Raw genomic sequence first — 21,275 nt, forward strand, 5'->3', positions numbered from 1 at the left:
CATGGCGGCCGACAGTCGCGAGATTCGGCGGCGCTACGACCGGCTGGCGCCGTGGTTCGACGGCCTGGAGAGCGTCCTGGAAGGGCTTTTCTTCCGCCGCTGGCGCAAGCGACTTTGGGCCGAGGTCCAAGGGCAGCACATACTCGAAGTGGGCGTCGGTACCGGCAAGAATTTTCCGTTTTACCCGGCCGACGCTCGCGTGACCGCGATAGACTTTAGCCCCAACATGTTGACGATCGCCCAACGCAAGCGCGAACGCAAGGGCCTGAGCGCGGAACTGGCGTTGATGGACGTGCAGGCTCTGGATTACGCCGATAACTGTTTCGATACCGTGATCGCCAGCTTCGTGTTCTGCTCGGTACCGCGTCCGCGCAAGGGCTTGAAGGAACTTTACCGAGTCTGCAAGCCCGGCGGTCAAGTGCTGCTTTTGGAACACGTATTAAGCGCGAACCGGATCATGGCAGCACTGATGCGGCTGTGCAATCCATTAACCGTCCGTCTGTTCGGTGCCAACATCAACCGAGAGACCGTCAAAAACGTCCAATCCTGCCCCTTCCGGCATATCTACGTCGATCCGGCCAGCGGCGACATGATCAAACTGATCCGCGCGGTCAAGTAGGCCAACGGCATCCCGGTTTTACCATTTGCGCCCCCCGGTCTAAAATGGCCGGACGCTAACGCAATCGGCTTTGGGTTTATGCCACTTTCACATATCATCGCGCGAGCGCGCCTCTTACTGCTGTTGGCGGTCACCGCCGAACCGACCCATGGCGAGGAAGCGATTTCGGAGCTTAAATCGCTGTCTCTCCAGGCGCTAAGCAGCAGTACCGTGGCGATCGCCGCCAAGCGCAGCCAGGCGGTCGGCGAAACACCCTCCGCGGTATTCGTGGTCAATCAGGAAGAAATCCGCCGTTCGGGTTTGCAGTCTATCCCGGAGATTCTCCGCCGAGTGCCCGGCCTGGAAGTCGCCCGAGTGGACGGAAATCATTGGGCTATCACCAGTCGCGGTTTCAACGGACTTTACGCCAATAAATTGTTGGTGATGGTGGACGGCCGCACCGTCTACGATCCTCTCAACTCCGGCGTGTTTTGGAACGAACAGGATTATCCGCTCGAGGATATCGACCGTATTGAGGTGATTCGCGGACCCGCCGCTACAATGTGGGGGTCTAATGCCGTTAACGGCGTGATCAATATGGTCACTCGCTCCGCGCAGGAGACCCAAGGCACGCTGGTCAGTACCGGCACGAGCCAGGAAGAACCCGGCTTCGTCAGTGTCCGCTACGGCGGAAAACTCGACAACGACTTGCATTATCGCGTATACGGCAAATACAACCACCGCGACCGTTTGCATCTGAACGGCGGCGATCTGGCTTACGACGCATTGGACATCGGCCGTGCCGGTTTTCGTAGCGATTGGAGTTTGGACGCTCGCCATAGCTTGATCGCCCAAGGCGACTATTACAACGGTAACACCGACCAGACTCTAAGCAATCCGCTGGACGGTATGAGCATCTCGGCCGATCCCGGTAAATCCTACGGCGGCAACTTACTGCTTCGCTGGCAGCAGGCGCTGGCCGACGACGCTCGCCTGCAAATTCGCGGCTACTTCGACCATGCCACCCGCGACCAGTCGTTACTCGACTACAGCCGCGACTCCCTCGACTTGGACATGCAGCACGATTTCCCCTGGAATGACCATCTGTTGACTTGGGGCGCCGGCTATCGTTACGTCGGCGACATGCTCCAACTTAAGTCGCCGTCGTTGACGATATGCCCGACGCATCGAGACCGGCATTGGTTCAACCTGTTTGCTCAAGACGAGTGGCGCTTACTGGCGGAAGAACTGCGCCTGGTTTTAGGCGGCCGTCTTGAACATAACGATTTTAGCGGTTACCAGTTGCAACCCTCCGCCCGCCTACTTTGGCAACCGGCACCCCATCACAGTGCTTGGGCCGGCGTTTCGCGGGCCGTCCGCGTTCCGACGCGCGTCGAACATGACCTGAATACCTTTTTCTCGTTGGGACCGGGCACGACCGCCAACATTCGCGGCAACCCGAACTTAGCTGCCGAAACGGTCGTCAATTACGAGATCGGCTATCGCTTCTTTCCCAATTCGGCGTTTAGTCTGGACACCACCTTGTTCTACGGCGACTATAGCCGACTGACCACGACCGAACCGCTCGCTCCCGTCAACGGGAATCGGACCATAACGATCCCGCTATTGATCGACAATCAGGCTTATGGCGAAACCTACGGCTGGGAATCGGCTGTGAATTGGCGACCCGCGCAAAGTTGGCGGTTGCAAGCCAGCTACAGCTTGTTCGGCATGGCGCTGCACAAGCGTCCGGCCAGTTTGGATAGCGCCGCAGAAGCCGCCGAGACCGCTAGCCCCTCCAACCGCTTCAACATCAGCTCGTACTTGAACCTGCCCCACCAACTGGAATTGGACCTACACTGGTACTACACCGGCCGCTTGCGCAGCCAAATTGACGGATACCACCGCTTCGACGCGAGACTGGGCTGGCAGCCTAATTTACATCTCGAACTAGCACTCGGCGCCCAGAACCTGCTGGACAACCGGCACCTGGAATTCGCACCCAGCCCGGACAATGCCCTGGTTGCCAGCGAAATCGAACGCAATTTTTATCTTAAAGCCACGGTGCGCTACTAAATGCCGGCGAAGCAAAGCTTCCGCATCCGCAAGCCCGGACTTCCGGGTCCCGCCAAGGGGCCGCGACGCGGCTGGCTGCTGGGCTGGCTGCTTTCCGGCATCGTTTGCGCCACCGAGCAACACCAGTTTAGCGAACACGAACTAAAAGCCGCGTTCTTATACAACTTCGCGTATTTCGCCAGCTGGCCCGATGACGACATCCATGCGAACTTCAACATTTGCAGCTATTCCGCCTCGCCGGTGACGCCGGTGTTGGCCCGATTGGTTGACGGCGAACGATTGCACAACCGTCCGTTCCGGCTAATTGTCGATCCGGGTTCCGATCGACTGAGCGAATGCCAGATTTTGTTCATTCCGCTGCAGCAGGAGCGCATAACGGCCGCCGCGCTGGAACAAATCAAGCCATACCCGGTGTTGACGGTTAGCGACATACCGGATTTCGAACAACGCGGCGGCATGATTCGACTCGCTAGCGAGGGTCGGCGGATAGTACCCGTGATCCAGATGCGCAATGTCTCGAACGGCAACCTGCGAATCAGCTCCAAGTTGTTGCGCAGCTCCCATCTGGTCGAGTAGGCGGCATTATGTTCAGCGGCACGCCATCCATCAGACAAAAAATTCTAGCGATGGCGCTTGCCACTGCCTTGCTGACCGGAATCCTGTCCTTGTCGTTTTTTTTGGTTACCGATTTTCATCAGCAGCGACAAACCCTGCTGGAGCAAAGCAAATTACTCTCGCGCATCCTAGCCAGTAACGTGGCCGCCGCCGTGATTTACCACGATCCGGCCACCGCGACCGAGGTATTGGCCGCGCTGAAGGAAAAGTCCGACGTGATCTCGGCCCACGTATTCACACCGGACCGCCAGGTTTTCGCGGAATATCGCAGCCGCTTAAGCCAACACATGGCGTTATTGGCTGAAATCGACCAAGGGATTTCAGCGGGTTCCCACTCCGTCGACACGCTATCCAGCGACGACGCGACCTACCGCTTTAACGACGATTGTCTGGCCGTCGTCGTACCGATTCGACTGGACAGCCGATGGGTCGGGTTCATCGACCTGCATCTGTCGCTGGCGGAAACTTCGGAACATTTCAGACGCACGGTCCACGAAGCCGTTTCCGGCTTAGCGATCGCCATTCTATTTTCGGTATTACTAGCCCGCTGGCTGGGGCGGCGGGTCAGCCGTCCATTGCAACGTCTGACCCGTAGCATCGAACAAGTCAGCCGCAATCATAGTTTCAACACGCGCCTAAATGCCGACAGTCGCGACGAAACCGGCGTTTTAATCCACAGTTTCAACAACATGCTAGACCGACTCGAACAACAGGAACACAACAAGAATGCCCTGATCGTCAAACTATCTCACGCCAAATGGGAAGCCGAGCGCGCCAGCCGCGCCAAATCCGAGTTTTTGTCGAGGATGAGCCACGAACTGCGCACACCGCTGCACGCCATTATCGGTTTCGGCCAATTACTGGAATCGGACCCCGAACACCCGTTAAGCGAGGAGCAACACGACTCTGTGCGGCATATCCTGAATTCCGGAAATCACTTGCTGGCGCTGATCAGCGAGTTGCTGGACCTCGCTACCGTGGAAAGCGGCAAACTGAATCTGGTACCCGGACCGATCGAGTGCCGATCGCTGGTCGAGGAAACCGTCCGACTTGTCACCCCGCAAGTTCATCAAGCGGGACTGCAAATCGGCATCAGCGGCGGCGAAGCGCTACCGCCAGCGAGCGCCGATCGTTTGCGTTTGAAACAGTGCTTGTTGAATTTGCTGTCGAACGCCGTGAAATACAACCGCGCCGACGGCACGATCCAGGTATCGATCTTCATGGCCGAGACCAAAGTCGCAATCGCCGTCGAAGATAGCGGCCGCGGCATCGCCGCCGAGAATATGCCCCTGCTGTTTCAACCCTTCACCCGTTTTCATTTGGAACAGGAAACCATCGAAGGCACCGGGATCGGTCTTTTGATCACCAAACACATGGTGGAGTTGATGAACGGCGAATTATTGGTCGACAGTAGGCCCGGCGTGGGCAGTCGCTTCACGATTTTACTGCCGGTCGCCTCCACCGACGCCGACCAGTCGGAGCCCGGGGTTTATACCGGATACGGCGTGACCCCTGAGTCCAGTCAAGGGTAGGGCGGGAACTTCCCTTCACCGGTAACCGTAAGGGCGCAAGGCCGGCCCCCTGGCTTGCGGGTTCCGGCCGAGCTCGGTGCTAACGCACGGAATTGATGGTGCGTTCCATTTCCTCGCGGCTGAGATGGCGAACGTCCTTGCCCTTGACCATGTAAATCACATGTTCGCAGACGTTGCAAGAATGGTCGCCGATCCGCTCCAGGGCGCGGGCGGTCCACAGCATATCCAACGCGCGGGTGATATTGCGCGGATCTTCCATCATCTGGGTGATCAGCTGGCGGGTGATGCTGTTGTATTCGCGGTCGACCTTGGCGTCTTGCGCGGTGATCGCGATGACTTCCTCGACGTCGTTGCGGGCGTAGGCATCCAGCGCGCCGTTCAGCATACCCTTGACCAGATTCAGCAAATGCTCGATTTCGTAGTATTTGTCCTGGTAGTAGTCGGTGCCTTCCAGACGCATCACCATCCGCGCGATCCGGGTAGCTTCGTCGCCGATCCGCTCCAGGTCGGTAATGATCTTGATCGTCGCGATCAGCATCCGTAAATCGTAGGCGGCGGGCTGGCGGCGCGCCATGATATCGGTGCATTCGTGGTCGATTTCCTTTTCCAGCGTATCGACCTGATGATCCTGCAACACCACCTGATCGGCGCTTTCCATGTCGTAACTCATGAAGGCCTTGGTGGCGAGATCGACTTGCTCTTCCACCAACCCGCCCATCATCATCACTTTGTTACGCAGCTCCTCCATTTCCTGGTTGAACTGCTGGGAGATGTGTTGTTTGATTTTGCTGTTATCCATGTTTACCTCCTAGCCGTACCTGCCGGTAATGTAATCTTCGGTTTGTTTCTTAGCCGGGTTGGTAAACAACTCGCTGGTTTCACCGAATTCGATCAGTTCGCCCATGTACATGAACGCGGTGTAGTCCGATACCCGCGCCGCCTGTTGCATGTTATGAGTCACTATGACGATGGTGTACTGTTCCTTCAACTCGTTAATCAATTCCTCGATTTTCAACGTCGAAATCGGGTCCAAGGCCGAAGCGGGTTCGTCGAGCAGAATCACTTCCGGTTCGATTGCGATGGCCCGGGCAATCACCAAGCGCTGCTGTTGGCCGCCGGACATGCCCAAGGCGTTGTCGTTCAAGCGATTTTTCACCTCGTCCCACAGCGCCGCGCCGCGTAGCGATTTCTCGACCACTTCATCGAGAACCCGTCGGTCGTTGATGCCTTGGATACGCAAACCGTAAGCGACGTTTTCGTAAATGGTCTTCGGAAAAGGATTAGGCTTTTGAAACACCATGCCGACCCGGCGCCGCAAGGCCGCGACATTGACCGATTTGTCGTAGACGTCGTCGCCGTCCAGCAATATTTTGCCGCGGATGCTGACACCGTCAACCAGATCGTTCATCCGGTTGATGCAACGCAACAGGGTCGATTTGCCGCAACCGCTGGGACCGATATAGGCCGTGACCTTCTTACGCGGCATTTCCATATTGATGCTATGCAAGGCTTGTTTTTGGCCGTAAAACAATTCCAGATTTTCAACTTTGATGCAGGTTTCGATTTTGCCGGCATCGGGCTTCTCTTCTCGATTCAGCGCATTAATGTCAATGCCGTGAGTGCGTTTTTGTAGTGTCGTCATGTTATCGGGTCCGAACATCGGGATATCGATGGCTGTTAGTTTTCGAGGGCGCGGTATTTTTCCCGCAAGTTATTGCGTATCGCGATCGCGGTCATGTTCAGACCGACGATGACCATCACCAGCAGCAGCGATGTCGCGTATACCAGCGGCCGGGCCGCCTCGACGTTGGGGCTTTGAAAACCGACGTCGTAGATATGGAAACCCAAATGCATGAACTTGCGGTCCAAGTGCAGATAGGGAAAATTGCCGTCCAGCGGCAAGGTCGGCGCCAGCTTGACGACACCCACCAACATCAGCGGCGCCACTTCGCCGGCGGCACGAGCCACGGCCAAGATCAAACCGGTCATGATGGCCGGGCTCGCCATCGGCAGCACCGTACGCCACAAGGTTTCGGCCTTGGTCGCGCCGAGCGCCAGACTGCCTTCGCGGATGGATTTGGGTATCCGCGACAAACCTTCCTCGGTGGCGACGATAACCACCGGCAGGGTCATTAACGCCAAGGTCAACGCCGCCCAGAGCAGACCCGGCGTACCGAACACCGGCGCGGGCGCCGCCTCCGGATAAAACAGCCGGTCGATATTGCCGCCGATGATGTAAACGAAAAAGCCCAAACCGAACACGCCATACACAATGGACGGCACCCCGGCCAAATTGTTAACCGCGATGCGGATCACCCGGGTGATGAAACCTTGCTTGGCATATTCGCGCAAATAAACCGCCGCAATCACGCCGAATGGCGTCACGACCACCGCCATCAGCAACACCATCAGCACCGTACCGAAAATGGCCGGGAATATGCCGCCCTCGGTGTTGGCTTCGCGCGGCTCTTCCTTGATGAAGTCGATAAAGCGCGCTACGTATTCGATCGATTTGTCGAAGGTGCTCATCGCATTGGGCCGCGTCAGTTTGACGACCCGATGCAACGGTAGATTGACTTCTCTTCCGCCGGCTTCGGCGACGACCAGATTGACGCGTTTGATCTCCCGGTTGAGCTGTGCGAGTTGTTGTTGAATTTGCTGATATTGCACCTGATAGGCCTGCTTTTGGGCGGCGAATTCGCGCTCGGTGTCGGCGCTCCAGGTACCTTCCAACTCCAGCTTGCGTTGCCGTAAGCGCAGGCGCTCCAAATTGTAATTAATCGCGCCGATGTCCTTGTTTTGCAAACGGTCGATCTGTTCATGCAAGGCCAGCGCGTCATTCAGTTTTTGCTGCGCTACCGACCAAGCGGATCCGCCTTGCGCCAGGACGTTGCCGTCCTCCTTGACCGCGACCAGTCGGCCGTAAAAATTACCCCACTCGCGGCGCTCGATGCACGCCAGATCGTCCGGATGCGCTATACCGGTAATGTATTGCTGCAATATCCAACGGAAATCGCTACCTAATATATCCCGATTCCCGGTCTTGACCAGATGCTGTTCCAAGTATTCGGCATTGTTCAAGACTTCGTGACCGGCGGCCCTGGCTTGCGCGGTCGGCAGCAACGCGGTGGCGACCTGCTCGCCGACGATAACGCTGTCCAAGCCTTGCTGATCGCGGTAGTGATATTCGACGATGTCGGCCGGCCAAAAATGCCCCAGGCCGCGCACCGCAATCAACAATAGCAAACCGATCACCAGAACCAGGTTGATACTGACCGCGCCGGCGGTAAACCAAATCCACGGCGTGCCGCTTTTGAACCATTCTTTCATCATAATGAACTGTATTTTTGTCTCAGATTCTGCCGAATCATTTCAGCCAAGGTGTTGACCACGAAGGTAAACATGAACAAGACCAGCGCGGCCAAAAACAAAACCCGATAGTGGGTGCTGTTGACTTCCGACTCGGGCATTTCCACCGCGATATTCGCGGACAAGGTCCGCAGGCCCTGGAAAATACTCAGGTCCATTACCGGCGTGTTGCCGGTAGCCATCAACACGATCATCGTCTCGCCGACCGCCCGGCCGAAGCCGATCATGATCGCCGAAAAAATACCGGGGCTGGCCGTCAGTAAAACCACCTTGGTCAAGGTTTGCCAGGGCGTCGCGCCCAAGGCCAGCGATCCGGTGGTCAAATGCTTGGGAACGCTGAAAATCGCATCCTCGGCGATCGAAAAAATCATAGGAATGACCGCGAATCCCATCGCCAGACCAACAACCAACGTATTGCGTTGATCGTAAGCGATGCCGAATTCCTCGCGCATCCAGGTACGCAGATCACCGTTAAAGCATAAGGCTTCGATACCGGGACTGACTTGAAAGGCCAGCCACGCGGCAAAAACCACGACCGGGATTAATATAATGGCATCCCAGCCGTCCGGAATTTTTTGCCGTTTTTGCTCTGGGAGGAACTGCCAAGCGTAGGCAAACAGCATTACCGCCAACGGCACGATCATCAGTAGTGCGAAGATTCCCGCCAGATTCGCTTCGACGAACGGCGCCAACCACAAACCTGCCAGGAAACCCAATATCACGGTCGGCAACGCCCCCATGATTTCGATGCCCGGTTTGACGTATTGGCGAATCCCCGAAGACATGAAGTAGCCGGTGTAAATCGCGCCGAACAAGGCCAGCGGAATGCCGACCAACATCGCGTAAAACGACGCCTTCAATGTGCCGAACACCAGCGGCGTCAAACTCATTTTCGGTTCGAAGTCGTTGCTGGCGGACGAGGATTGCCAAATATAATCCGGCTTGGAATAGCTCTCGTACCAAATCTTCCGCCACAACGATTTCATCGAAATTTCCGGATGTTCGTTGGTCAGCTTCCAGGCCTTGAGGTTGCCGTCGGCGTCCTCGGCCAGCACATGGTCGGCTTTCGGCGACAACGACATTGCCATCGGCGCGCCGGGCATTACCGGCTGTTTGATCAGTTCGCGCTCGGCGGTGGAATTAAACACGCCTAGCATACCGCTGCTATCGACCACCAGCATGCCGCGCCGGCGCTGCTCAGGATTGATTTTGACGATGGGGCTGTCGGCGAGCTTGAAACTGCGCAATTTTTGCAAGCTAACGTAATTCTGCTCGTTGCGTACCATCGACCACTGCGCCAATTCGCCCTTCGAATCGCCGACCAGCAGCGAATTTTCGCCATTCAAAAACTCGACGTCGGTAATTTGCCGGCCGTTATCGACCAGGTTCATTTTGTGCTTGACAGCCAAGGCCGACGATTCGCCAACATCGACCACCGTCAGGCTCTGTTTGGAGAGCAGGTAAAGGTTGTGCTGTTCCTTATCCACCAACATGAATTCGACATCGTCGCCCGGTACATCCAGCGTTGCATCGCTTCTATCCAGCGTGACTTCGTCGTCGAACATCGACTCTTTCTTGCTGAGCCTAACCAGAATCAAACGATGATCGGCGGTCTTGGCAACCAGCAGGCTATGCTCATCGCCGATCGCGAACGTCAATTGCAGCAAGGACTGACCGGAGTTGTCTATCGTCAACGGCTGCTCGCCGAGCGGGTAACTGATATTCGGCGTCACCACCCGCTTGCCGTCGGGGTAACTTAATTTGTACTCGTGCTTCATAATTACCGCGCGACCGTCGGACAGGCCGTAGCCGACGACACCGCTGTCCGGGCTGCCGTGGCTAAAACTGGCAATCTTGGCGGCGTCGGCGCCAAGCAATTCCTGGGCTTTCACTGTCTGTCCGTCCGCGACCCGAAAAAATACCGCATTACCGGTATCGGTAAAGCGCACGGCCAATTCGTTTTGCTCTTCGGTGGCCAGGAAACGAGTCTTGCCCAAGGCCGGCTCCGGAACCGGATAACCGCCAGCCGGCTGCAGTGTCGCCGGCAACAGCAACGGAAACACCACATACAGCAAATAGAAGAAAATCAGGACGACGGCGACAATGATGCTCAGACCACCCGCCACCACGCCGCGCGCGACGATTTTGTCTTTTAACAGCCGCCAACGCTGATGACGTTCGCTCGAGGCGCTCTGCAGCAACGTAGGTTTCGCCGGAATCGATTGGACTTCAGTCATAACAAGGCATGTGTAGTTAACTTGGGTTGCGCCGCTCGGAAACGACGCGGCGCCAACAAAAAAGCCGATAACCTTTAGGGATTATCGGCTTGAGCATTATACAAGATCAACGCCCGTAGAAAGGGGGAGTGGGGAATAGGCATTGATGCAAGTCGCCGTTCCTTGGTTGCATCCCTGCAACGAAATCCATGTATCGTCCATCCCTGAAACTTAGACTACTGTACCAAGGACAGGGCTTTTTCGACCGCTTTGGCCGGCAGCGGAATATAGCCGTCCTTAATCACGACTTGCTGACCGGCTTTGGACAGCACCATTTTGAAGAACTCTTTTTCCAACGGTGCCAACGGCTCGTTGGGTTTTTTGTTGACATAAATGTATAGGAAGCGCGACAACGGATAAGCACCGGAGGTGGCGTTTTCGGGAGACGCTTCGACGAAGGCTTCGCCGTCCTTGCGGGCCAGCGGCACGGCTTTTACGCCGGAAGTCGAATAGCCGATACCGGAATAACCGATGCCGTTATTCGACGTGGTCACCGATTGCACGACCGAAGCCGAGCCGGGTTGTTCGTTGACGTTACTTTTGAAATCGCCCTTGCACAGTGCTTCATCCTTGAAGAAGCCGTAGGTGCCGGAAACCGAGTTGCGGCCGTATAACTGGATCGGCTTGCTGGCCCAGCCGCCGGTCAGGCCGGCTTGTCCCCAGGTGCCGATGTCGTTCGCATAGCCGCATTTTCGGGTGGACGACATGATGGCGTCGACCTGCGGAATGCTCAAACCCTTGATCGGGTTGTCCTTGTTGACGAATACCGCCAACGCATCGATCGCGACCGGGATAGCGGTTGGTTTATAACCGTATTTGCTTTCGAAATCGTCGATTTCGTTGTCTTTCATCTTCCGGCTCATAGGACCCAGATTCGCGGTTCCCTCGGTCAACGCCGGCGGCGCGGTCGACGAGCCGGCGGCTTGAATTTGAATATTGACGTTAGGGTAAATCTTGCCGAATTCTTCCGCCCACAGTGTCATCAGGTTGGCTAGGGTATCGGAGCCGACACTGGAAATGTTACCGGAGACGCCGCTGGCCGGCGCGTATTCGGGCAGAGCGGGATCTAAGGTGGCAGGCGCGGCGGCCGCGACTCCAGTCAGCGTTGCCGATACGAACCCGAATCCTAATGCCAGTGACTTCAGCGCGAAAGTATTTTTCATAAATGATCTCGAAAAGGTTTGTTTTAAAACTTGCAAACAGTTTGCCAAGCAAGCGTGACAATAGTATGAAGCGAATATGACAGTTTTGTGACAATTGCCGGCGAATTGTAGGCCTAGCCGGCCGCCGGCGTCATTCGCGCCTAACCGCGCTATCGGCTACGGAGCGGCGTAACGTCAAAAACCGATAGCCGAAATCGACGGAGGGGTCGTCGTCGACTTCCTCGGATTCGACCTCAAGCCAAGCTTCGGCATCGATTTCCGGAAAAAACGTGTCGCCGGCGAAATCCCGGTCTATGCAGGTCAAATACAAGCAGTCGGCCCGGTCCAGCAAGGCCCGGTAAAGTTCGGCGCCGCCGATCACGAATACCTCGTCATTGTCCCGGCAATGCGCCAGCGCCGCGTCGATGCCGGTAAAGACCAGACAACCCTCGGCCCGGTAATCGCTCGCGCGGCTGACCACCAGATTTTCCCGACCCGGCAGCGGCCGGCCGATCGCCTGATGGGTTTTACGCCCCATTAAAACCGGTTTGCCCAGCGTGATGCGTTTGAAGCGCCGCAAGTCGGCCGACAAATGCCAGGGCATACGGCCGTCCAAGCCGATCGCCCGATTGGACGACATCGCGACGATCAGTGAAATTTTCATGGAGTGGGTTAAGATGGCTAGCCTTGTTCAAACCGAAGATGATACTAGACATCAGCCCATGAAGAAAAACATACTGGTGGTATTTACCGGCGGCACGATAGGCTCCAAATCGGAGGCGGGCACGATAAACACCTCGGCCGACGCCGGCTTCGCGTTGTTGCAACGCTACCGGCAAAGCCACCCGGACATTGCCGAAACCGTGACGTTTTCCAGTATGCAGCCGTTTGGCATACTATCGGAAAATCTACACCCCAGCCATTGGCGATCCATGGTCTCCGCGATAGAAGCCCTGGATCTGGCAAGTTTCGCCGGCATCATCGTGACCCACGGCACCGACACCCTGGCGTTTTCCGCCGCGATGCTGGCGCTGTACTTCAACCGTTTGCCTATACCGCTGGTACTGGTCTCCAGCGATAAACCGCTTGCCGATCCGCGGGCTAACGGGCTGGATAATTTCAGTTGCGCGGTGTCCTATATCCGCGACATCGGCACGGCCGGCGTGTTTGCGGCGTATCGCAATCCGGGCGGTGCGATGCACTTGCATCTAGCCAGTCGCCTAGCCTCCTGTCTGCCGCTAGGTAGCGATTTCATCAGCGCGCAATCCCGGCCCTACGCGACCTATTCGTTCGACGGTTTCGAATTCCATCATCCCTTACCGGCGCGTAGCCCTTACGCGCTAAAACCTGACTTCTCGAAAAAATTGCTGGTGATCCGCCCCTATCCCGGCTTGAATTACCGCGACTTCCGTCTGGATGGTTGCGATGCGGTGCTGCACGACCTGTACCACTCCGGTACCGCCTGCGTATCGGCGGAGGCTGGCGCCCAATACAACCTGATCGAGTTCGCCGCCGCGTGCCGGCAGCGTGGCATTCCGCTGTATCTGGCCCCGGCGCTGTATTCGGACGACGCTTACGCCTCGACCCGCGCATTGCTGGCGGCTGGCGCCGAAATGATTTGGAATATGTCGCTGGAAGCGGCTTACGCCAAACTCATGCTGGCGCTCGCCAATTTCGGCTCGCCCCAGGCCATCTCCGCGTTTTTGAGCGCCGACGTCGCCTGGGAACATCTGAGTTAAGGCCAGCCCGTCTTCCCGACAATTAACGTGCGAAAAACTTCGCCAGCGCTTCGGCTCGTCCCGCCGACACCGTTTGCGCATGCGGGCGACTTTCGATCAGCGCGATGTAAGCGGCAATATCGGGCAAATGTTCCGCCACCAAATCGACGCCGTAAATCTTCTGCGTCACGAAACCCACCAATTGCAAGTGCGGCCAGGCGATCACGTCGGCCAGCGTGAAGTGCTCGCCCAGCGCGTAAGGGGTCCGGAGCATGATACGGTTCAAGCCCTTCAACCCGTTTTCCACTTTGATTTTTACCTCGTCCTTAACCTCCTGGGACACGGCGGAGCCCAACAACACTTCGCCGTAGAGGCGGCGAGCGATCAGTTCGACGTTCAATTCGATGTGCTGAATAAATTCTCGGCATTTCGCGCGTTGATAGGGATCGGCCGGGTACAGCGGATGTTCCGGGAAGGCGTCTTCCAAATACTCGAGGATGGCTTGCGATTCGGACAGATAACCTTCCGGCGTTTTGATAAACGGAATCTTGCCGAGCGGGGAGCGCTTCAATACCGTTTCATCCTGACTGGGCCGCACCACTTCTTCATTGAACGGCAGGTTTTTCTCTAAAAGCGCGAATTTGACCTTGTTGTAATAATTGCTGATCGCAAAACCGTACAGAGTAATCATGCTGTTGTCTCCCTTGGTTGAAAAACGACCGACCCAAACAGACCGGTCAGTCTATTGAAATAATACAGACCGGTCGGTATAGTTGCAACATCGTTTTTCTCTCGCCGCCATGACCCGCAATCTGCAAGAACATATCCTGAATGTCGCCTCGGAGCTGTTTTACAGCCAGGGCATAAAAACCACCGGTGTCGATGCCGTCGTCAAAGCGGCCGGCACCACCAAAATGAGTTTGTACAAATATTATCCGTCGAAAGACGATCTGGTGTTGGCGCATTTGAGCAAGAGCCGGGCCAAACTTCAGGCGTACATCCAAGAATATTTGTTCAAGGCCGGTACCGATCCGGGGCGACAACTGCTGGCGGTTTTCGATGCTTTCGGGGATTTGCAGGCCAACCCGGCGTTTCGCGGCTGCCCGTTTATCAACGCCGCCGCCGAATTCGCCGACTCCGGCAGTCCGATTCAACAAACCGCCGCCGAATTTTCGGAAGGCTTTCGCGCGCTGTTATCCGATTTGGCCGCTCGGGCCGGCGTCCGAGATCCGGAGCCGTTATCCAAACAGTTGGCGATGTTGATCGCCGGCGCGATGGTCGGCGAGCAAATGCGGCGCGGCACCGAAAACATGCGCTTGGCGCGCGAGGCCGCCGAAATCCTGATCGCATCGGCCCGCGATTGAGCCATTTCGCTCGCGCCTGCAACGATTACAATAAGCGCCGCCCTCGTTTCCCCGGTTTCGTCAAGTGAATCTCCGCCAACTGGTTTCCCAAACCGCAATCTACGGCCTCAGCAGCATTGTCGGCCGCTTCTTGAATTATCTGTTGGTCCCGCTTTACACCTATACCTACAGCGCCGCGGAATACGGCGTGGTCTCCGAGTTTTACGCCTACGCCGGCTTCTTCGCGGTCGTGTTGGCGTTGGGCCTGGAAACCGGTTACTTTCGGTTTCGGCAAAATCCCGCTTACGCCAGCGACACGATTTATGCTAACGCCCTTAGTTTGCTGACCTTGGCCAATACCGGATTCCTCGCCGCCGTCGCTTATTGGCGCCAGGACTTGGCGGATTGGCTGCGCTATCCGGATCATCCGGAGTATCTGGTCTGGTTTGCCGCGATTTTAGCGCTGGACGGCATCACCGCGCTGCCGTTCGCCCGACTGCGCGCCGAAAACCACGCCTGGCGTTTCGCCGGCATCAAATTGAGCGAAATCGCGATGACGATCGCGCTGAATCTATTTTTCCTGTTGCTATGCCCAAAACTGGCGCAACACTGGCCGGACGCGGCGTGGTTACGCTTTTACGACCCCACCTTGGGCGTGGGCTACATCTTCATCGCCAATCTGATCGCCAGTCTGACAAAATGGCTGCTGCTGATGCCGCAATTCCGCCGGATACCGGTCAACCTAAATCCGGCGCTGCTCGGCCCCATGCTGCGCTATTCGCTACCGATGGTGGTGATCGGCTTCGCCGGCATGGTTAACGAAATGCTGGACCGGGCCATCCTGAAAATCCTACTGCCTTACGATCTGACCACCAACCTGAAACTGCTGGGCATCTACGGCGCCTGTTACAAACTATCGATTCTGATGAGTTTGTTCGTGCAGGCCTTCCGCTACGCCGGCGAACCGTTCTTTTTTGCTTACGCCGGCCGCGCCGATGCCAAACGCGCCTACGCGTTGGTGATGCGCTATTTCGTCATCGCCGGGGTGTTCATCTTTTTGTTGGTGACGCTGTTTATCGACTTTTTCCAATATTTTATCGGCGCCGAATATCGAGCCGGCCTGGAAGTCGTCCCCATCCTGCTAATGGCGAATTTGCTGCTCGGTATCTATGTGAATTTGGCGATCTGGTACAAACTCGCCGACCGCACCGGCCTCGGTGCCTGGGTGGCACTGGCCGGTGCCGCGTTGACGGTCGCCTTGAATATCTATTGGATACCGCTTTGGGGTTACGTCGGCTCGGCCTGGGCCACGCTGGCTTGCTATGCCTTCATGGCGGCGGCTTCCTGGCTGCTGGGACGGCACTATTACCCGGTTCCGTATCCGTTGGCGCGGATTTTCAGCTATTTGCTACTGGGGATAGGCTTGTATTTCGCCAATCGCTGGACGCTGCGCGAATACCATTGGAACGCTTGGCTGAGTGGCAGCCTGGGCTTGATGATTTATCTGGCGGTCGTCGCGGCCTTCGATCTGAAACCCCTAATCCGTCGAAGCTGAGCCGTGGCAACGTAGGTTAATCGGCGGCGTTGGCGCCGCCCTGCATCGCCAACGCCGCTTGATACAGCAACTTTTTGCGCTGCCCGGTGATGTCGGCCGCCAACGCGGCGGCGGTTTTCGTCGAGCACTCCTTCAACAACAAGGCCAGAATCCGCCGCTCTTCGTCACTGATTTCGCCGGCGACTTCCGGCGCTTGATAGCCGGCGACGATAACCACAAACTCGCCCTTGCGCATGTTTTCGTCGGCTCTGACGCGCTCGGCAACCTTGTCCAAGCGATCGCCGACGATGGTCTCGTGCAATTTGGTGATTTCCCTGGCCACGACGATGGGATGTTCCGGAGGAAACACCGTCAGCATATCGGCCAACGCATCCTCTATCCGATGGCTGGACTCGTAGAAGGCCCAGGTCGAAGTATCGCTTAATTTTGTTTCGAAAAAGCCTTTGCGAGCCGAAGCGGTACGCGGCAAAAACCCTTCGAAACTGAAGCGGCTGGTCGGCAAGCCGGCCGCCGAGAGCGCGGCGATCAGTGCGCAAGGGCCGGGAATGGGCACGACATCAATGCTTTGGCGTCGTGCCAGTTGTACCAAGGGTAGGCCCGGATCGCTGATCAGCGGCGTGCCGGCATCCGAAACCAGTGCCACCGACTGGCCGTCTTGAATTTTGGCGATCAAGCCCGCCGAGGCATGCTCTTCGTTGTGCTGGTGCAGCGATTGCAACGGCTTGCCGATGCCGTAGTGCTGCATCAGCAGCTTGGCATGGCGGGTATCCTCGGCGGCGATCAAATCGACGCACTTCAAAACCTCGACGGCTCGAAAGCTGAGATCGGCCAGATTCCCTATCGGCGTGGCGACCACGTATAATTTCCCGGACATTTCCGCTGCAGGCCCTCTTGCCATGTCTGATTTTAAATTCGCCGCCATTATGCCCGCTCGCTTGGCCGCCTGCTGGGTTTTCGGGCTGTTATTGACGGCCTGCGCCGAAGAGCCGGTGAAATCCGTCAAACCTCAGGCCGCGCGGGCCAAGTCGGCGGCGAAACGCGGCAAGCCCAACGAACCGACCCAAAGCTACCGAATGACGGACAACCAAAACGGCTTGCATTTGCTCGATGCCGATACCCGCATTCAGGCCGGCGACAGCGAAGCCGCGCAAAAAGCCCTGGACCGGATCAATCCGGAGCAGCTAACGCCCGAGCAACTGAGCAAGTATAAACTGCTCGACGCGCAAATCTCGTTGAGCGCCGGAGACGCCGAACGAGCGTTGCACAAACTGGAAGGCACCCGGCCGGCGGTGTTGGCCGAAGCCGACCGAATTGCTTACTATCAGTCCCTGGCCTTCGTGCATGCCTTGCTCGGCGACGTCCTGCCCTCGGTACGCGCCCGCTTGAAGCTCGGCCAATTACTGCAAGCCCCGGAACAGCAAAGGCAGAATATCGCGGCAATCCTGGACGCATTAAGCGTACTGCCGGTGGAAACCTTGAATGCATCTGCGCCAGTGGCCGACGAACTGGGCGGCTGGATGGCGCTGGCCAAGATCCTGAAGCAGCAAGGTTCGCCGGGTTTCGATTTGAGCGGGCAAATCGCCGGCTGGCGGCAAGCCTATCCCTACCATCCGGCCAACGCCGAATATCTGCAAACCTACCTGAATGCGCCGGCGGCCGCGGCCGAACCCGCGCCGAGTGAATCCGCTATTGGCCCGGCCTCGGCGACCTCCGCCGCCGGCGCCAACCTCGCCGTGTTGTTACCCAGTGCCGGCCCTTACGCACCCGCCGCGAAAGCCATCAAGGAGGGTTTGTCGGTCGCCCACCGCTTGGCGGCCAGTGCCGCGCCGCAACCGGGATTGAAGTTTTACGACACCAGCCAGGGCGAACTGGGCGAACTGTACCGCAAGGCCATCGCCGAGGGCGCCGGCTTGGTGGTCGGCCCGTTGGTTAAGGAAGACATTCAAACCTTAGCGCTATCCGGGGAGCTGCCGATACCGGTGCTGGCGTTGAACCAGGTCGACAATCTCGGCAAGGCCAACCTGTACCAATTCGGTCTAAGTCCGCAAGACGAAGCCGAGCAACTGGCGCGAAAAGCCCGCCGCGACGGCCTGCAAAACGCGGTGTTTCTGGTGCCGAATACCCCCCAGGGCCAGCGCGTCGGCCATTTTTTGACCTCGGCCTGGCAAGCCGGCGGCGGCAGCGTTGTAGGTCTGGAACAATACGACCCCAAGCAGCACGATTTCTCGGGATCGGTCGCCGCTTTGCTGGCGCCCTCGATCAGTATCGACGGTAAGAAACAACCGTTGGCGGTATTCGTCAGCGCCAGCCCGGAAATCGCCCGCGAATTGGCGCCGCAGCTCAAGTACCCGCAAAGTGCCGAATTGTCGATTTACGCGATGCCCAACCTTTACAGCGGCCGGCAAAATCCGGTGCGGGACGTGGACTTGGGCGCCATCCGCTTTTGCGACATGCCATGGTTGTTCGGCGAATACTATCCCGGCCCGCTGAGCCAGTCGGCGTTGCAAAACATCTGGCAAGGTCTGCCGGACAGCCAAATCAAACTGGTGGCGCTGGGCGTGGACGCCTACAATCTGAGCGGGCAATTGAACCAGTTAGCCGGCGGCGCTTATGCCGGCGCCACCGGGCGCTTGTCCTTGACCGGCGAAAACCGGATCGGCCGGGCGCTGGTCTGCGCGCAATTCAAGGCCGGCGTGCCGATCGCCGACGGATTTTTGAATTGATCCGTTTCGGCAAACCCAAACCCGCGCATTTGCAAAGCGGCGCGGACGCCGAGCGCTTGGCACTGAACCATTTGCAAGGCCAAGGATTGATCTGGGTGTGCAGCAATTTCCGCTGCAAAGGCGGCGAATTGGATCTGGTAATGCGCGATGGCGAAATGCTGGTCGTCGTCGAAGTTCGCTACCGCAAATCCGAACAATACGGCGGAGCCCTGGCCAGTATCACGCCGCAAAAGCAGGCCCGGATCATCGCCGCCACTCAGCACTATGTCATAATCCACAAGCTAAACCACCTATCGGTTCGCTTCGATGTAGTGGCCGTCTCCGGCGACAAGCATCTCCATTGGATCAAAAACGCATTTCAAACCTAACATGAGCTTACAAGACCGCATCATCAGTCACTTCTCCGACAGCATCCAGACCAAGCAGGATTCGATGGCCAGTTTGTGCGAGTTGATCGAATTCGCCTCGCAGAAAATTGTCGAGGCCTTGGTCAACGACCGGAAGGTATTAACCTGCGGCAACGGCGGCTCGGCCGGCGACGCCCAACATTTCTCGTCGGAAATGCTGAACCGCTTCGAGCGCGAACGGCCGGCCTTACCGGCGATTGCGTTGACGACCGATACGTCCACCATCACCTCGATAGCCAACGACTACCACTACGACGAAATCTTCGCCAAACAACTCCGCGCGCTGGGGCAGGCCGGCGACATCTTATTGGTGTACACCAGTAGCGGCAATTCCGGCAATATCGTCAAGGCCGTGAAAGTCGCGCACGACCGCGACATGACCGTGATCGCGCTGAGCGGCAAGGATGGCGGAATACTGGCCGGCGCCTTGAACGAAGCCGATATCGAAATCCGCGTGCCGTCCTATTCCACGGCCCGGATTCAGGAAGTCCACTTGTTGATTTCGCATTGTTTGTGCGATTTGATCGACCACCAATTATTTGGCGGCTAACCTAAGCGATCGAGCAAGAGTTTGACGGAACGCGGCCGGCGCGCGCCGGCCGCTGGCGGCCTTAAGAGCTAGCGGCCGGAGATAAACTTGACATCGCGCTTGCCGACCCCGCGATATAGCTGGCGCGGCCGGCCGATCTTCAGCTCCGGATCCGAAATCATTTCGTCCCACTGCGCGATCCAACCCACCGAACGGGCCAGCGCAAAAATCGCGGTAAACATCTCGGTCGGGATGCCCAGCGCCCGCAACACGATACCCGAGTAGAAATCGACATTGGGGTAAAGTTTTTTCTCGACGAAATACGGATCTTCCAGCGCGATGCGTTCCAATTCCATCGCCAGCTTGAACAGGCGATCGTCGTTTAAATTCAATTCGTCCAACACTTCGTGGCAGGTTTGCCGCATCAGTTTGGCGCGCGGGTCGTAATTTTTGTAGACCCGATGCCCAAACCCCATCAAGCGGAACGAGTCGTTTTTGTCCTTGGCCCGCGCCACGTATTCGCCAATTCGGGAGACATCGCCGATCTGCTCCAACATGTTCAACACCGCTTCATTGGCGCCGCCATGCGCCGCGCCCCACAAGCAAGCGATGCCCGCCGCGACGCAGGCATAGGGGTTCGCCCCACTGGAACCCGCCAGACGCACCGTCGAGGTCGATGCGTTTTGTTCGTGATCGGCGTGCAGGATCAGGATGCGATCCAGCGCGCGGGTGAGCACCGGATTGGCGATGTAATCGTCGTACGGATCGCCGTGCATCATCCGCATGAAGTTTTCGGCGTAACCCAAGCGGCGCTTGGGATATATGAAGGGTAGGCCGATGCTGTACTTGTAACACATCGCCACGATGGTCGGCATTTTCGCGATCAGCCGGATTGCCGACATGTAACGATCCTCACGACTGTTGATGTCCATGACGTCGTGATAGAAAGCCGACAGCGCGCCGACCACGCCAACCAGCACCGCCATCGGGTGGGCATCGCGGCGAAAACCGTTGTAGAACTTGGTCAATTGTTCGTGCACCATCACGTGTTGACTGACCGTCGTGACGAAATTCTTCATTTCCGCGCCGTTGGGCAAATCGCCGTTCAGCAATAGGTAGCAAACCTCCAAAAAGTCGCATTTTTCAGCCAATTGCTCGATCGGATAGCCGCGATACAGCAAGACGCCCTCGTCGCCGTCGATGAAAGTGATCTTGGACGTACAACTGGCCGTGGAGGTAAAACCAGGGTCGTAAGTAAAATGGCCGGTCTGCGCGTACAGCGAGCGAATGTCGATCACCGAAGGCCCCAAGGTACCGGGCATCACCGGCAATTCGTAGTGCTGGTCCTGATCGTCCCGTTTTATCGTCACTTTTCTGTCAGTCATCGGGGAA

General features: G+C 57.3%; 19 protein-coding genes. 10 read left to right on the forward strand and 9 right to left on the reverse strand.

Translation table 11 applies throughout. The features are described 5' to 3' along the window. Position 1: 1 nt before the first annotated feature. The 4 genes from A1355_RS04290 to A1355_RS04305 all read left to right on the forward strand — a co-directional run bounded on the left by A1355_RS04290 (position 2) and on the right by A1355_RS04305 (position 4,821). Positions 2-619, forward strand: coding sequence for a class I SAM-dependent methyltransferase (locus A1355_RS04290; protein WP_064025334.1), 618 nt, complete (start codon positions 2-4; stop codon positions 617-619). A 78-nt stretch (positions 620-697) separates the two neighbouring features. Continuing rightward, positions 698-2,674, forward strand: a complete 1,977-nt coding sequence (locus A1355_RS04295; RefSeq protein ID WP_064025336.1) for a TonB-dependent receptor plug domain-containing protein — start codon at positions 698-700, stop codon at positions 2,672-2,674. Continuing rightward, the gene (locus A1355_RS04300; protein WP_064025338.1) at positions 2,675-3,250 is read left to right on the forward strand and encodes a YfiR family protein; all 576 of its coding nucleotides are present in this window, start codon (positions 2,675-2,677) and stop codon (positions 3,248-3,250) included. It abuts the gene before it with no gap. An 8-nt stretch (positions 3,251-3,258) separates the two neighbouring features. Further along, complete coding sequence (locus tag A1355_RS04305) at positions 3,259-4,821, forward strand: ATP-binding protein (RefSeq protein WP_064025340.1); 1,563 nt, start codon at positions 3,259-3,261, stop codon at positions 4,819-4,821. Positions 4,822-4,900: 79 nt separating this feature from the next. Here the strand turns inward: A1355_RS04305 and phoU are convergent, their stop codons facing one another. From phoU to A1355_RS04335, 6 genes are all read right to left on the reverse strand, one after another. Next, on the reverse strand, positions 4,901-5,620 hold the full coding sequence (phoU, locus tag A1355_RS04310; protein ID WP_064025342.1) for a phosphate signaling complex protein PhoU: 720 nt from the start codon (positions 5,618-5,620) through the stop codon (positions 4,901-4,903). 9 nt (positions 5,621-5,629) lie between these two features. After that, on the reverse strand, positions 5,630-6,463 hold the full coding sequence (gene pstB, locus A1355_RS04315) for a phosphate ABC transporter ATP-binding protein PstB (RefSeq protein WP_064025385.1): 834 nt from the start codon (positions 6,461-6,463) through the stop codon (positions 5,630-5,632). A gap of 35 nt (positions 6,464-6,498) precedes the next feature. Continuing rightward, the gene (gene pstA / locus A1355_RS04320; protein WP_064025344.1) at positions 6,499-8,154 is read right to left on the reverse strand and encodes a phosphate ABC transporter permease PstA; all 1,656 of its coding nucleotides are present in this window, start codon (positions 8,152-8,154) and stop codon (positions 6,499-6,501) included. Further along, positions 8,151-10,427 carry an ABC transporter permease subunit gene (locus A1355_RS04325; RefSeq protein WP_064025346.1) on the reverse strand — a complete coding sequence of 759 codons (2,277 nt, stop codon included), beginning with the start codon at positions 10,425-10,427 and terminating at the stop codon, positions 8,151-8,153. Before A1355_RS04325 ends, pstA begins: the two co-directional genes overlap by 4 nt. A gap of 215 nt (positions 10,428-10,642) precedes the next feature. Then, the gene (locus tag A1355_RS04330) at positions 10,643-11,629 is read right to left on the reverse strand and encodes a PstS family phosphate ABC transporter substrate-binding protein (protein ID WP_064025348.1); all 987 of its coding nucleotides are present in this window, start codon (positions 11,627-11,629) and stop codon (positions 10,643-10,645) included. Positions 11,630-11,759: 130 nt separating this feature from the next. Beyond that, positions 11,760-12,272, reverse strand: a complete 513-nt coding sequence (locus A1355_RS04335; protein ID WP_064025350.1) for a dihydrofolate reductase — start codon at positions 12,270-12,272, stop codon at positions 11,760-11,762. Between the two features lie 58 nt (positions 12,273-12,330). Here A1355_RS04335 and A1355_RS04340 point away from each other — a divergent pair, with 58 nt between their 5' ends. After that, complete coding sequence (locus tag A1355_RS04340; protein ID WP_064025352.1) at positions 12,331-13,347, forward strand: asparaginase; 1,017 nt, start codon at positions 12,331-12,333, stop codon at positions 13,345-13,347. 22 nt (positions 13,348-13,369) lie between these two features. On the opposite strand, the gene A1355_RS04345 is transcribed toward A1355_RS04340, so the two are convergent. Next, positions 13,370-14,017, reverse strand: coding sequence for a glutathione S-transferase family protein (locus tag A1355_RS04345; RefSeq protein ID WP_064025354.1), 648 nt, complete (start codon positions 14,015-14,017; stop codon positions 13,370-13,372). A gap of 82 nt (positions 14,018-14,099) precedes the next feature. On the opposite strand from A1355_RS04345, the gene A1355_RS04350 reads away from it, so the two are divergent. Continuing rightward, positions 14,100-14,690: a TetR/AcrR family transcriptional regulator gene (locus A1355_RS04350; RefSeq protein WP_231883555.1), complete on the forward strand. Its 591-nt coding sequence runs from the start codon at positions 14,100-14,102 to the stop codon at positions 14,688-14,690. 64 nt (positions 14,691-14,754) lie between these two features. Beyond that, positions 14,755-16,224 carry a polysaccharide biosynthesis C-terminal domain-containing protein gene (locus A1355_RS04355; protein WP_064025358.1) on the forward strand — a complete coding sequence of 490 codons (1,470 nt, stop codon included), beginning with the start codon at positions 14,755-14,757 and terminating at the stop codon, positions 16,222-16,224. A gap of 16 nt (positions 16,225-16,240) precedes the next feature. Here the strand turns inward: A1355_RS04355 and rsmI are convergent, their stop codons facing one another. Further along, the gene (gene rsmI, locus A1355_RS04360; protein WP_064025359.1) at positions 16,241-17,098 is read right to left on the reverse strand and encodes a 16S rRNA (cytidine(1402)-2'-O)-methyltransferase; all 858 of its coding nucleotides are present in this window, start codon (positions 17,096-17,098) and stop codon (positions 16,241-16,243) included. Positions 17,099-17,120: 22 nt separating this feature from the next. On the opposite strand from rsmI, the gene A1355_RS04365 reads away from it, so the two are divergent. From A1355_RS04365 to A1355_RS04375, 3 genes are read left to right on the forward strand one after another with little or no spacing between them, the layout of a single operon-like run. Next, complete coding sequence (locus A1355_RS04365) at positions 17,121-18,947, forward strand: penicillin-binding protein activator (RefSeq protein ID WP_064025361.1); 1,827 nt, start codon at positions 17,121-17,123, stop codon at positions 18,945-18,947. Then, a complete protein-coding gene (locus A1355_RS04370) occupies positions 18,944-19,315 on the forward strand; it encodes a YraN family protein (RefSeq protein ID WP_396643012.1) in 372 nt (123 codons plus the stop codon). Before A1355_RS04365 ends, A1355_RS04370 begins: the two co-directional genes overlap by 4 nt. Position 19,316: 1 nt before the next feature. Next, positions 19,317-19,904, forward strand: a complete 588-nt coding sequence (locus A1355_RS04375; protein ID WP_064025363.1) for a phosphoheptose isomerase — start codon at positions 19,317-19,319, stop codon at positions 19,902-19,904. 68 nt (positions 19,905-19,972) lie between these two features. On the opposite strand, the gene gltA is transcribed toward A1355_RS04375, so the two are convergent. Then, positions 19,973-21,268, reverse strand: coding sequence for a citrate synthase (gene gltA, locus A1355_RS04380; RefSeq protein WP_064025365.1), 1,296 nt, complete (start codon positions 21,266-21,268; stop codon positions 19,973-19,975). Positions 21,269-21,275 lie beyond the last annotated feature (7 nt).

Source organism: Methylomonas koyamae (genome assembly GCF_001644025.1).
GTDB classification, from domain to species: domain Bacteria; phylum Pseudomonadota; class Gammaproteobacteria; order Methylococcales; family Methylomonadaceae; genus Methylomonas; species Methylomonas koyamae_A.